General features: G+C 44.4%; 7 protein-coding genes. 2 read left to right on the top strand and 5 right to left on the bottom strand.

The features are described 5' to 3' along the window. Positions 1-17: 17 nt before the first annotated feature. From gltB to MLE17_RS06970, 5 genes are all read right to left on the bottom strand, one after another. Complete coding sequence (gene gltB, locus MLE17_RS06950; RefSeq protein WP_243348030.1) at positions 18-4514, bottom strand: glutamate synthase large subunit; 4497 nt, start codon at positions 4512-4514, stop codon at positions 18-20. 241 nt (positions 4515-4755) lie between these two features. After that, entirely contained in the window at positions 4756-5790 is a 1035-nt protein-coding gene (asnA, locus tag MLE17_RS06955; protein ID WP_243348031.1) for an aspartate--ammonia ligase, read from the bottom strand. 79 nt (positions 5791-5869) lie between these two features. Beyond that, entirely contained in the window at positions 5870-7102 is a 1233-nt protein-coding gene (locus MLE17_RS06960) for an LL-diaminopimelate aminotransferase (protein WP_243348032.1), read from the bottom strand. 91 nt (positions 7103-7193) lie between these two features. Next, the gene (gene dapF / locus MLE17_RS06965) at positions 7194-8024 is read right to left on the bottom strand and encodes a diaminopimelate epimerase (protein WP_243348033.1); all 831 of its coding nucleotides are present in this window, start codon (positions 8022-8024) and stop codon (positions 7194-7196) included. Positions 8025-8847: 823 nt separating this feature from the next. Beyond that, the gene (locus MLE17_RS06970; protein ID WP_243348034.1) at positions 8848-9762 is read right to left on the bottom strand and encodes a bifunctional methionine sulfoxide reductase B/A protein; all 915 of its coding nucleotides are present in this window, start codon (positions 9760-9762) and stop codon (positions 8848-8850) included. 239 nt (positions 9763-10001) lie between these two features. On the opposite strand from MLE17_RS06970, the gene proC reads away from it, so the two are divergent. Continuing rightward, on the top strand, positions 10002-10796 hold the full coding sequence (proC, locus tag MLE17_RS06975; RefSeq protein WP_243348035.1) for a pyrroline-5-carboxylate reductase: 795 nt from the start codon (positions 10002-10004) through the stop codon (positions 10794-10796). A 629-nt stretch (positions 10797-11425) separates the two neighbouring features. Continuing rightward, the coding region (locus MLE17_RS06980) for a hypothetical protein (RefSeq protein ID WP_243348036.1) at positions 11426-13977 on the top strand (2552 nt) is incomplete at its 3' end.

Below are 13977 nucleotides of genomic sequence, written 5' to 3' on the forward strand. Positions count from 1 at the left end.
TCTGATCCATTACTTTATTAATAATCTCTCTCGACTTCAGCTATTTTTTTTTTAAGAGCTTCTGCCTTTTCTTCAACCAACACCTTTTTGTACTCAATTGGTGTTACTTTGATGAACTGGCCGAGGTACTGATCCCAGTTTTCCAACATGCGTTTTGCAAGCGGACTCTGAGTGTATTCGAAGTGACGTTCGATGTAGCCTTTAAGCTCTTTTGCATCGTACATATCTTCTACCAGGGTAAGCTCTACCATTTCCATATTACAGAAGAAGTCGAAGTTGCCTTCCTTATTCCAAACGTAAGCCACACCACCACTCATACCGGCAGCGAAGTTACGTCCGACAGTACCAAGAACTACAGTGCGACCGCCGGTCATGTACTCACAACAGTGGTCACCTGTACCTTCCACAACAGCAGTAGCACCACTGTTACGCACACAGAAACGCTCACCTACGCGACCGTTGATGTAAACCTCTCCACTTGTAGCACCATAAAGCATAGTGTTACCTGCAATGATGTTTTCTTCCGGAGCGAATTTGCTTCCTGTTGGAGGAACAACGATTACTTTACCACCAGAGATACCTTTACCAAGGTAGTCATTCGCATCTCCTTCAAGACGGAAGGTTACACCTTTCGCCAGGAACGCACCGAAACTTTGTCCGGCAGAACCTTTGAAGTTGAAACGGATAGTGTCTTCAGGCAAGCCTTCGTTTCCGTATTTTTTAGCCACTTCACCTGACAACATTACCCCAACAGAACGGTTAACGTTCACGATTGGGAAGTCTTGCTGTACCGGTTTTCCTGAATTGATAGCATACTGAGATGCTTTGATCAGTTCACGGTCAAGGATCTCGTGAATTTCGTGAATCTGATCTTTCACTTTACGGATGGCATTTTCTTTTGCTTCAGCCGGAGTGTACAACAGTTTCGACAGGTCGATTTTCTGTACTTTCGGATTAGCGTTATCCGGTTTGAATTCGATCAGTTCAGTATGGCCGATGATGTCATCCAGTTTGGTGTAACCCATTTCAGCCAGATGCTCACGTACCTCTTCAGCCAGGTAAGTAAAGAAGTTAACGAGGTATTCGTATTTACCTACGAAACGTTTGCGCAACTCTTCATCCTGAGTAGCCACACCCACAGGGCAGGTATTCAAGTGACATTTACGCATCATCACACAACCCAATACGATCAATGCAGAAGTTGCGAAACCGAACTCTTCAGCACCCAACATAGCAGCGATAACGATATCGCGACCTGTTTTCAACTGACCGTCAGTTTGCAGTCTAACCTGACCGCGAAGGTTATTGATAACGAGTGTTTGCTGAGTTTCAGCCAAACCAAGCTCTGAAGGAAGACCTGCGTGTTTGATTGAGCTGGCAGGAGAAGCACCAGTACCACCTTCAGCACCAGCGATGATGATCAGGTCAGCTTTAGCTTTAGCCACACCGGCAGCAATTGTACCCACACCACTTTCAGATACCAGTTTCACACTGATGTTTGCAGTAGGGTTTACGTTTTTCAAGTCGTAAATCAACTGAGCCAAGTCCTCGATAGAGTAGATATCGTGGTGAGGAGGAGGTGAAATCAACGAGATTCCAGGGATTGAGTGACGGGTTTTAGCAATCACTTTATCCACTTTGAAGCCCGGAAGCTGACCACCTTCACCCGGTTTAGCACCTTGAGCGATTTTGATCTGGATTTCATCAGCGTTAACGAGGTACTCGGTAGTCACACCGAAACGACCTGAAGCCACCTGTTTGATAGCACTACGTTTAGAAGTACCGTCAGCAAGTTTTTTGAAACGTTCCGGATCTTCACCACCCTCACCGGTATTACTTTTACCACCGAGGATGTTCATCGCGATTGCCATCGCTTCGTGAGCCTCTTTCGAGATAGAACCGAATGACATCGCACCGGTTACGAAACGTTTGGTAATTTCTGAAGCAGGTTCTACTTTAGAAATGTCGATCGGATTGCGTTTGTACTGCATGAAGTCACGCAGGAAGATACGCTCTGCCTTTTCGTCAACGACTTTAGTATATTCTTTAAATTTCTTGTAGCTTCCAAGACGTGTTGCCAACTGCAATGCAGTAATTGATTCCGGGTTCCATGCGTGTTTCTCTCCGTCACGACGGTAAGCGTAGTTACCCTGATTATCCAATTGCGGAGCGTCAACTGTCCAGTGGAAAGCTTTTGTATGCAACGCTACAGTTTCACGGGCGATATCTTCCAGTTCGATACCTTCGATTTTGGTAACTGTACCGGTGAAGTATTTGTCAACCAGTTTGCTTGAGATACCGATTGCTTCGAAGATCTTAGCGCCTTTGTAGCTCGCAAGGGTCGAAATACCCATTTTAGAAAGAACCTTCAACAAGCCTTTGTCAACAGCTTTGAGGTATTTTTTCTCGGCAGTGTGATAGTCAAGCTGAATGTCTTTGTCTTTAACCAATTTATCCAGAATAGCGAATGCCATATAAGGATTGATTGCGCTCACACCGTAACCGAACAACAATGCAAAGTCCATGATTTCGCGAGGCTCTCCTGATTCAAGAACTAATGCGATTTGCATGCGTTTGCGTTTGCTGATCAGGTGATGGTGAACTGCCGAAACAGCCAGCAATGCAGGGATTGGAGCCATTTCAGCGTTTACGCCACGGTCAGACAGGATGATGTAGTTGATGTCAGCGTCAGCTGCTGCTTCTGCTTTAGCAACCAAATCTTCCAATGCAGCTTCAAGACCTTTCTCGCCTTCGCTTGCTTTGAACAAGGTAGGAAGAGTAGTGTTTTTGAAGCCTTTGTATTGCAGATTGCAAAGAATATCGAATTGAGTATTGGTCAACAAACCGCTGTTCAGACGAACCATTTTGCAAAGGTTAGCTGATGGCTCCAACAGGTCTTCGGTAATAGCTCCGATGTAACCGGTGTGAGACATTACCAATTCTTCGCGGATTGGGTCAATTGGTGGGTTGGTTACCTGAGCAAACTGCTGACGGAAGTAACGGAACAACGGTTGTGGTTTGCTTGAAATAACTGCAAGCGGAGTATCGTTACCCATTGAAGCTGTTGGTTCACCACCATCACGTCCCATCGGAAGGATAAGAGTGTTAACGTCTTCTTTAGTATAACCGAATGCTTTCAGTTTTGCATCGTAGTTGTCAACAGCGTGTTTAACGCTACGTCCTGACTGGATATCGTCAAGGTTGATACGGTTCTGAGCCAACCACTCTTTGTAAGGGTGAGCAGCTGCAAGCTCCTGTTTCAATTCAGGGTCATAAGTTACGGTTCCGGCTTCAGTGTCAACCATCAACATTTTACCCGGAGACAGACGACCTTTCTCTTTGATTTCAGCAGCATCGAAAGCCAATACACCGGTTTCAGATGCAACCACCATCATATCGTCCTGAGTGATCAGGTAACGAGCAGGACGCAAACCGTTACGGTCAAGCATACCACCAGCGTAGCGACCATCAGAGAACAGGATAGTAGCAGGACCATCCCATGGTTCCATCAGGATACTATGGAATTCATAGAATGCTTTCAGTTCAGAAGAGATAGGGTTTTTAGCATTCCAGCTTTCAGGAACCATCATTGACAAAGCGTGAGGCAGGCTCATACCTGACATGATGAAGAATTCCAATGCGTTGTCGAATGATGCACTATCACTCATCGCAGGCTGGATAACAGGGGAAATATCTTCAATAGAGCAACCTAATGTTTTAGGATTCAACAAGCTCAAACGAGCTTCCATCCATGAACGGTTACCGCGGATAGTATTGATCTCACCGTTGTGACCTACCAAACGGAATGGCTGAGCCAAATCCCATGTCGGGAATGTGTTGGTAGAGAAACGAGAGTGTACCAACGACATACCTGAAGTGAAGTATGGGCTGGTCAGGTCTGGATAGTAGTAACGCAATTGAAGTGATGACAACATACCTTTATAAATAATGGTACGTGTAGAAAGGCTCACAATATAACAGCTGCGTTTTACTTTCAATGCAGAAGCAAGAACTGCTTTTTCGATTTTCTTGCGAACAACGTAAAGTTTACGTTCCAAATCTTCCTGAGAGAAATCTCCGGTGATAAAGATTTGTTTGATGTCCGGTTCTACCGCAGCAGCAGTTTCACCAATTTGTGTACTGTCAACAGGCACGTCACGTACAGCAATCAACTGTAACGATTCACCTTCAATGACTTCTTTGATTTTGTTCAAGCACCATGTTTGCTCGCTTGCGTCTTTCGGAAGAAAAACCAAACCGGTTCCGTAACGGCCTTTCTCAGGCACTGGGATACCTTGAAGCAGAATAAACTCGTGCGGAATCTGAACCATGATTCCGGCACCATCACCGGTTTTGGGGTCAGCATTTTCAGCCCCACGGTGTACCATGTGCTCAAGCACTTTCAACCCTTTCTCTACAACGTCGTGAGATTTGGTGCCCTGGATGTTTACCAACAAACCTACACCACACGCATCGTGCTCAAAATCGGGGCTGTACAATCCTTGTTCTATCATTTTCGTTGTTAAATTATTTGCCACCTCCGGAGCCTTCCAACGTTATACAAGCAAAGTCATTCCCGCAGTGCAGCGAAAATGACAGCTTGAATGACGCTTTACAGCGCCGGACTAAAGCCTCCCTGAAAGGAGGCTAAAGCGGCTTCCTGTTTATTTATTTCTATTATTATTCTGATAAATAATCTGTGATTCCGGCATATTCGGTTTAGGTCAATGTCGGAATAGGTAACCATGCGTTTTTTTATTTCAGGAAAATATTATTCGCAGCACACTCTGCAATCATCTCTTCCGGCCAGATGGACGCCTGAACCTCACCGATGTGGGCGCAGCGTAGGAAATACATACAAAGGCGGGACTGTCCGATACCTCCTCCGATGGAAAGCGGAATGCGGTCTTCAAGCAATGCTTTGTGGAACGTCATCTTCGTTCTGTCCAGGCAACCCTCGATTTCCAACTGACGCAGCAATGCAGCTTTGTCCACACGGATACCCATGGAAGAAATCTCGAAAGCATTATCCAGAACAGGGTTCCACAATACGATGTCACCGTTAAGACCCGGAAGTCCGTTTTCGGCGATGGTTGACCAGTCATCGTAATCCGGAGCACGTCCGTCATGCTTCTTGCCATCTGCCATTTGGCCACCAATACCGATTACGAATATCGCACCGTATTTCTTAGCCGCCTCAAATTCACGCTCTTTCGGAGTCAGGTGCGGGTAAAGCGCCAACAACTCTTCAGTATGAATGAACGTGATTTCCTCAGGCAAGCAAGGAGTGATATGATTAAATTGGTGATACACCAACGCTTCGATGTGCTTCAGCGCCTCATAGATTTTCACAACAATATCTTTCAGGAACTCTACATTCCGATCTTCCGCTACGATAGTGCGTTCCCAGTCCCATTGATCCACATACAGTGAGTGGATATTATCCAGGTCCTCATCGGCACGGATTGCATTCATATCGGTGTACAGACCAAATCCGGGAGCAATGTCATGCTCGCCCAGTTTCATTCTTTTCCATTTGGCCAAAGAGTGAACTACCTCGGCGCGACGCTCGCCCATACATTTAATCGGGAAGCCAACAGCTCTTTCTGTACCGTTCAGGTCATCGTTGATACCGGTTCCGGCCAGGACAAACAATGGAGCAGTTACACGACGTAAACGCAGTTGTTTGGAAAGTTCCTGTTGGAATGTGTCTTTCAGTAGCTTAATTGCATGCTCCATCGATTCGGGAGCAAGTTTCGGCCGATAGTTTTTAGGGAAATAGAGTGCCATCCTTAAAATATGTTGGTTTGAAAATTCTAAATTAGCCTGCAAAGTTACATAGAATGTTCAGAATCAGCTCACGAGTGAATTAGATTTTCCAATTTTTTATACGCTCGATAGCTTCCTGTGTATTCTCACGGCTACCAAACGCTGTCAATCGGAAATAACCTTCACCGCTTGGTCCGAAACCAACACCCGGAGTACCTACCACGTGGCATTCGTAAAGCAGACGGTCAAAGAATTTCCATGAAGTTACATCTTGCGGCGTTTTCAACCAGATGTAAGGCGCATTAGTTCCACCAAAGATCTGCAAACCGGTAGCCTCCAAACCTTCGCGAATCATTTTCGCATTTTCCATATAATAGTCGATGGTTGCTCTCACCTGAGCTTTTCCTTCAGGAGAATAAACAGCCTCGGCAGCTTTCTGGATAATATAAGCAGTACCGTTGAACTTAGTACACTGACGACGGTTCCACAATCCGTTCAACGATACTTTTTGTCCGTCCGGAGTACGACCCATCAATTCTTTTGGCACAACGGTGTAGCCACAACGCAAACCGGTAAATCCTGCTGTCTTAGAGAAACTGCGGAATTCGATAGCACATTGTTTTGCACCTTTGATTTCGTAGATTGAGTGTGGTACATCTTCTTCGCGGATGAACGCTTCGTAAGCTGCATCAAACAAAATCAACACTTCGTTTTCCAATGCGTAATCCACCCATTTTTTCAACTGTTTTTTATTCAAAACAGTACCGGTCGGGTTGTTTGGATAACACAGGTAGATCATATCTACACGTTTCTCCGGCAATTCCGGTGTAAAGTTATTTTCAGCAGTACAAGGGATGTACACGATATTGCTCCAACGACCGTCAATCTGAAGGTCTCCCGCACGTACACCCATTACGTTTGAGTCAACATAAACAGGGTAAACAGGGTCAGTAACCGCTACACGGTTGTCATGACGAAGGATATCACCGATGTTACCGGTATCACTTTTAGCGCCGTCGCTGATAAACACTTCATCCGGATCAAGTTTAACGCCACGTGGCTCGAAATCGTTTTTGATGATGGTATCAATCAGGAAACGATATCCTTGCTCAGGACCGTACCCACGGAAAGTCTCTTCAGCACCCATTTCATCAACAGCTGAGTGAAGAGCGTTAATTACTGCCGGTGCAAGCGGACGGGTCACGTCACCAATACCCAGTCTAATCAGGTTAGCTTCTGGGTGAACCACCTTGAATGCATTTACCTTTTTCGCGATATCCGAAAACAGGTAGTTTCCGGGAAGTTTAAGAAAATTGTCGTTGACTAAAGCCATAATTATATTGAACCTGAATGTAAATGACTGACACCTATCCAGGCCTCATGTCATTTGACGTTTAAGTGATTATTAATTCGTTGAAATCTGATTAGTAAAGTTCACCGGAGAAAACTTTCGTAGCTGGACCGGTCATGTAGATGCGGTTGTCGCTCTTTCTCCATTCGATATTGAGGTCGCCACCAAGCAGCTCCAGTTTTGCCTCATTGGATGAAACGCCGTTAAGCGAAGCAGCCACCAGAGTAGCGCAAGCGCCTGTTCCACAAGCCAGGGTTTCACCTGAACCACGTTCCCAAACACGCATTTTGAGCACAGAAGGAGATACTACCTGACAAAACTCAACATTGGTACGTTTCGGAAACAGCGGGTGATTTTCAATGATACGACCAATGCCATGTACATCGAAGTTCGCCACATCATCCACAAAAATCACTGCGTGAGGATTCCCCATCGATATACAGGTCGCTTTGTAAGTCACGCCGTTTACTTCGATAGGGATATTGATTGCCGTTTCGCCTTCCGCATTTACCGGAATATTTGCGGGAACCAGAATTGGCTCGCCCATATCCACACAAACAGAAGAGACTTCGCCGTTCTCTACGTTCAGCTTGAGATTTTTCACACCGGCAAGAGTCTCGAGGGTGATTTGAGTTTTGGTTGTTAATCCGAAGTCATACACGTATTTACCCACGCAACGGGAAGCATTTCCACACATCTCGGCTTCAGAACCGTCAGCATTGAACATACTCATACGAAAATCGCAGGTAGCAGATGGCAAAATCAACACCAAACCGTCAGAACCGATTCCAAAGTTACGGTTACTCACTTTAATCGCCAGCTCAGCAGGGTTTTCAACTTTCTCGGCAAAACCGTTTATGTAAACGTAGTCGTTGCCGGCTCCGTGCATCTTTGTAAACTTCATAACAACTATCTTTTTTGATTATTTCGAAATGCCTGTGATTTGCATTCTCAATCAGGCAATTTCCCTGATTTCAGGACAAAAGTCTTGTTTAAAACTACCCCAACCTATCAAAACCTTCAGTTCTGTTTCTTAAACAATTCAAAATCAAGACTTTCCACTTTCGGCATAAGTGGTGCAAATTTAGACATTTAGTCCCGATTTACAGACTGAAAAAACCGAATAATAAAACAGGCTTCTTGCTAATTTCATTTTGTTGCAAAATAACCACTTTTTCTTCTAATATAAAATCCCGAGCGCTTATTTAGTTACGATTTAGAATTAAACAGGGTTTGTAAAAGCAAAAACAAGAATCTTTTTATCCCCCTATCATTTTTATTCAATCCAAATTACAGAAACTGCTACTCTCCTATCAGACAATCAATTTGGATAAAAATCAATCCCGACTCAACATCCTCTCCTCAGCATAAAAAACTGCCAAATGACGCTTTTCAGGTATTTGACAGTTTTTTAAGGCAATCCGAAAGAAATAATCGGTTCTAAAAGGTTGTTGGTATAAAATAGTTTTGAACCATTCTTAGCCACGAATCCACGAATAAATTGTATCTTTTCTTTTTTCAGTAATGAAAAAAGATTCGTGAAGTTACGCCCTTTATTATATCTGATTATCTACAGGTTAAAAGCAATACTTTAATTCGTGGATTCGTGGCAAAAATCATTAAAGATAGAGTTTGCTCCAAATTATTTCACGAAATCCATCAGGGGAATTCTCCCCCTAATGGAGGATAGTATAGATATCTACCCAAAACGTTATAGAACCAGATAATCAGAATATTTTCCGGTAAATATGGCAGTAAGGAGTACCGTTTTTGTGAGTGTAATAATTCTGGTGATACTCTTCAGCCCGCCAGAATTGGGAAGCCGGTGCCAGCTTTGTGGCAACGTGATAACCTTTTTGCCTCAAAATCTGCATATACTTCTCTGCAAGAGCATGTTGCTGTTCGTTTTCATAAAAAAGCACGGAGTGATATTGCGGTCCGATATCGGGTCCCTGGCCATCAACCTGTGTAAAATCGTGCGTTTCAAAAAAGAGCTTCACCATCTCTTCATAAGTGGTTTTACGGGTATCGAACACCACCTGAGTGGTCTCCACATGACCGGTTGTTCCCGTACATACCTCCTTGTAGGTCGGGTGTTTCAAATGACCTCCCATATATCCGACATCAGTGGTAATCACCCCTTTGGCTCGTTCAAAGTAATATTCCGTTCCCCAGAAACAACCGGAAGCAAAATAGGCTGTATCGGCAGGAGCAAAATCCAACGAAACAGAATTCACACAATGGCGGGTATTTTTCGGAGTAAATCCTTCGCCCAGAAAAACATGTCCCAGGTGACCGCCGCAATGTGCACAGACAATCTCGGTACGTTGTCCGTCAGCGTCCGGGATGCGCTTCACCGCTCCGGGAATCTCATCATCAAACGAAGGCCAGCCACATTCCGATTCAAATTTATCGGAAGAGCGGTATAGCGGCGCATTACACTGACGACAGAGATAGAGACCTTTCCCTTTAAAATTCACGTACTTGCCCGTAAAAGGACGTTCCGTTCCCTTTTTGATAATGACATACTCCTCCTCGGGAGTCAGTTTATTAAACTTATCCATGATGTTGTTCTTTTTCTGTGACTGAATACAATTGGGCAGAAAAAAGAGTATTAGCAGATATATCCAACTTGTCTTCATTTTGCCTTGATTTTAATCCGTTTGCGATAAAATCAAACAACCACCTGTAATTCATTGTTCATTGGATTAGTCTTAAAAAAGATTGGCTGAATGAATCGGAATCTGTAACTTTGACCACCACAGATACTTTAGTTTGCAATCATTGTAAATTGAGGTAAAATTCTATAATGCCAACCATTTCACATCGGTATATTTTACGATTACTAAACATATAGACGCATTAACAAATTCCTTTTACTATGCAAATAGCTATTATCGGAGGAGGAAACATGGGCGGAGCCATTGCCCGGGGCCTCACACAGGGAACATTGGTCAAAGCGGAAAACATCACCGTATCAGACCTCAACCAGCAAGCGCTGGATTCACTCAAAGCATTCAACGAAAAAATCAACACCACATCCGACAGCAAAAAAGCCATCAATGATGCTGATATCATTGTCGTAGCGCTGAAACCATGGCTGATGGAATCGGTGCTGGAACAGTTGAAAGGTGAAATCGACTACGAAAAACAGATCATTGTATCTATCGCTGCGGGAATCACCTTCGACCAGTTGAATGAATTCCTCAAAAAAGACGATTGTTACGATCCGATCCTATTTCGCGTGATCCCGAATACCGCTATCTCGATCCTGGAAAGCATGACCATCATGGCGTCATGCAACGCAACCGATGAACAAGAGGCTTTGATCAAATCCATCTTTGACGAATTGGGTAAATCCATCATCGTGGATGAAAAGATGATGAGTGCAGGTACAGCCCTTGCCTCTTGCGGAACTGCTTATGCACTTCGCTATGTACGTGCCGCAATGGAAGGTGGCGTGGAGATGGGATTCTACCCCGAAGCCGCAAAAGAAATTGTTGCACAGACTGTTAAAGGCGCGGTAGAATTACTGTTAGCCAACGGCTCTCACCCGGAAGTGGAGATCGATAAAGTAACCACTCCGGGAGGCATCACCATCAAGGGATTAAACGAAATGGAGCATGCCGGCTTTACCTCTGCGGTTATCCGTGGATTGAAAGCCAGCCGGGTATAAAAAGCCTCACTTTACTTCAAAAATAACAAATGCGTCTTTGGATATACAGTTCGAAGACGCATTTTTATTCTATAATATACGCATTGATTACAAATAAGCTCTAAATAGCGACCACACAACTACACAGTTATTACACTTATTTACACACGATTAATCCACGCTATATAGAACCATTCCACATACCGCATGTTTTATTTATAGATTCGTCAAACATCAATATGATGCACATCCATAAGTATTTCATTTCCACACCATAGTATTAACCTAAAACCTAAAATCAATCTGAAAAAGCAAAATCAATCTATTATTTACTGCAAAAGCTTGCAGCGCTTTCCGACCCATAGATGGATATGGAAATTCAGTTCTTTCTCTTTTTTCCCTCGCCCGTTTTTTTTCCTTAATCATCCTTCTTATATTATATAATGTATCTCCGGCGAAAGATATATAAGAGGAAGGACCTATGTTGTATGTATATAGAAAGTTAATCAGCGATTGTTGTTTTATACAATTTCTTGCCGCACATGAATATGACCCCAAAGGGGTCTTACTACTCGTCGATGTTTTCATTAAAAACAGCCTAAATAAAGCTGTATCCTCTCTTCTAATAACTCACTTAAATTTTAGAAGTTATGAAAACACAATTTGACTTACGATCGCGAGGGTGGTACATTCTGTCCATCTTCCTGACATTGATGCTTTGGGGAACCAAAGCGTATGGACAAGGGACTCCTCCGCTTATTGATGGATATCCCTATATATTGACTGAAACAGATCCCACCGGATGGCCTTACGTTTTAAATAACCCGGCAATACCGGTTAAGGGGATTATTAATGACCCATTCAGCTTTACGGGTGATAACATTCTGGTACAGGGATCAAAAACCGATCAACCAATATCTAGCTGGCGTTGGACTGACCAGAAATCAACACCAAAAGTTGACCTTAGCAACGTTGGATTTGCCATTAACCAAGACCCGGTAGTCAGCAGTCCGACATTTGGCCATACTTTTTTGTACTGTTTCTTCGACCGTATTGTAAACAATGGCTCATGTACTTTGGGTTTCTGGTTGTTTAAAAATGGGGATATTTATCCCAATCCGGCTCCAGACAACACATTCCACGGTGAACACGCTATTGGGGACTTATACGTCCAGATCAACTTAGTCAACGGTGGCGCTCAAGCGGATATCCGAGTGGCAAAATGGAATGGAACGGGACTGGACTCAATCAACAGTGCTGGCTATACCAGAGGTGTTGTCTGGGATATTTTCTCAAATCAAAACCTAGCTAACGTCCCCTCTGGATGGCCTTTCCCTTCAGTTCAATATGATCAATACGAATTCTTTGAAGGTTACCTGGATCTTAATTTAGTCGGAGGAGCCCCTGGACAACAAGCAGAACCCTGCTATTCCAGAGCTCTTATCACTACCCTTACTTCCGGAACCTCCTGGTCAGCAGAAATGAAAGACTTTGTAATGGCAGAGATCAGCACTAAACCTAAAGTATCTGTAAACAATCCTGTTATCTGCCAAGGCGCTCCATCTGTTACTTTTACGGCTACAACTATCGCGAATGGAGGAATTCCATTCTATGACACATCTACAACTCCCCCAACTCCTTATTTTATGTATTCATGGAATGGAGGAACTCCAACAACATCTAACACTTTAACTGTAAATCCGGCTATTGTGCCATTTGCTGTTGTTGTCGCTATAGGTGCTAACGGATGTTATTCCGATCCTGATACAGGAATTGTAGTTGTTAATCCGAAACCAAATCCAACAGCTGGAAACAATGGACCTATCTGCGTAGGTAAAACTTTGAACCTGACATCCAGCGGTGGCACATCCTATCTATGGAAAGGTCCGGACGGATTCACCTCTACACTGCAAAATCCGACCAGAACAGATGTTACTGCAGCTATGGCGGGAATCTACAAAGTCATTGTAACGAATGCGGCTGGGTGTGTTGACTCAACTACCACAACTGTCGTTATCAATACTTTGCCAACTCCGACTATCGGTAGCAATACCCCGGTTTGCGTTGGTAAGACTTTGAACCTGACTTCCGGTGGTGGCACATCCTATCTATGGAAAGGTCCGAACGGATTCACTTCTACTCTGCAAAATCCGTCTATCCCGAATGTAACCCTCGCAAATGCCGGTACCTATAAGGTCATCGTAACAAATGCGGCTGGTTGCGTGGACTCTATCACTACCAATGTGGTCATCAATACTTTGCCGACTCCGACTATCGGTAGCAATACTCCGGTTTGTGTTGGTAAGACTTTGAATCTGACTTCTGGTGGAGGTACATCCTATCAATGGAAAGGTCCGAACGGATTCACTTCTGCTCTGCAAAATCCGTCTATCCCGAATGTAACACTCGCAAATGCCGGTACCTATAAGGTCATCGTCACAAATGCGGCCGGTTGCGTGGACTCTATCACTACCAATGTGGTCATCAACGCTTTGCCGACCCCGACTATCGGTAGCAATACCCCGGTTTGCGTTGGTAAGACTTTGAACCTGACTTCCGGTGGTGGTACATCCTATCAATGGAAAGGTCCGAACGGATTCACTTCTGCTCTGCAAAATCCGTCTATCCCGAATGTAACACTCGCAAATGCCGGTACCTATAAGGTCATCGTAACAAATGCGGCTGGTTGCGTGGACTCTATCACGACCAATGTGGTCATCAACGCTTTGCCGACTCCGACTATCGGTAGCAATACCCCGGTTTGCGTTGGTAAGACTTTGAACCTGACTTCCGGTGGTGGCACATCCTATCTATGGAAAGGTCCGAACGGATTCACTTCTGCTCTGCAAAATCCGTCTATCCCGAATGTAACCCTCGCAAATGCCGGTACCTATAAGGTCATCGTAACAAATGCGGCTGGTTGCGTGGACTCTATCACGACCAATGTGGTCATCAACGCTTTGCCGACTCCGACTATCGGTAGCAATACCCCGGTTTGCGTTGGTAAGACTTTGAACCTGACTTCCGGTGGTGGCACATCCTATCTATGGAAAGGTCCGAACGGATTCACTTCTGCTCTGCAAAATCCGTCTATCCCGAATGTAACCCTCGCAAATGCCGGTACCTATAAGGTCATCGTAACAAATGCGGCTGGTTGCGTGGACTCTATCACGACCAATGTGGTCATCAACGCTTTGCCGAC

The sequence above is a fragment of the Parabacteroides sp. FAFU027 genome (genome assembly GCF_022808675.1).
Taxonomy (GTDB): Bacteria; Bacteroidota; Bacteroidia; order Bacteroidales; family UBA7332; genus CAXXIC01.

What these genes read in the sequence shown, in the direction of transcription:
- gltB (WP_243348030.1), bottom strand. Translation starts at nt 4,514, where the DNA reads ATGATAGAACAAGGATTGTACAGCCCCGATTTTGAGCACGATGCGTGT.
- asnA (WP_243348031.1), bottom strand. Translation starts at nt 5,790, where the DNA reads ATGGCACTCTATTTCCCTAAAAACTATCGGCCGAAACTTGCTCCCGAA.
- MLE17_RS06960 (WP_243348032.1), bottom strand. Translation starts at nt 7,102, where the DNA reads ATGGCTTTAGTCAACGACAATTTTCTTAAACTTCCCGGAAACTACCTG.
- dapF (WP_243348033.1), bottom strand. Translation starts at nt 8,024, where the DNA reads ATGAAGTTTACAAAGATGCACGGAGCCGGCAACGACTACGTTTACATA.
- MLE17_RS06970 (WP_243348034.1), bottom strand. Translation starts at nt 9,762, where the DNA reads ATGAAGACAAGTTGGATATATCTGCTAATACTCTTTTTTCTGCCCAAT.
- proC (WP_243348035.1), top strand. Translation starts at nt 10,002, where the DNA reads ATGCAAATAGCTATTATCGGAGGAGGAAACATGGGCGGAGCCATTGCC.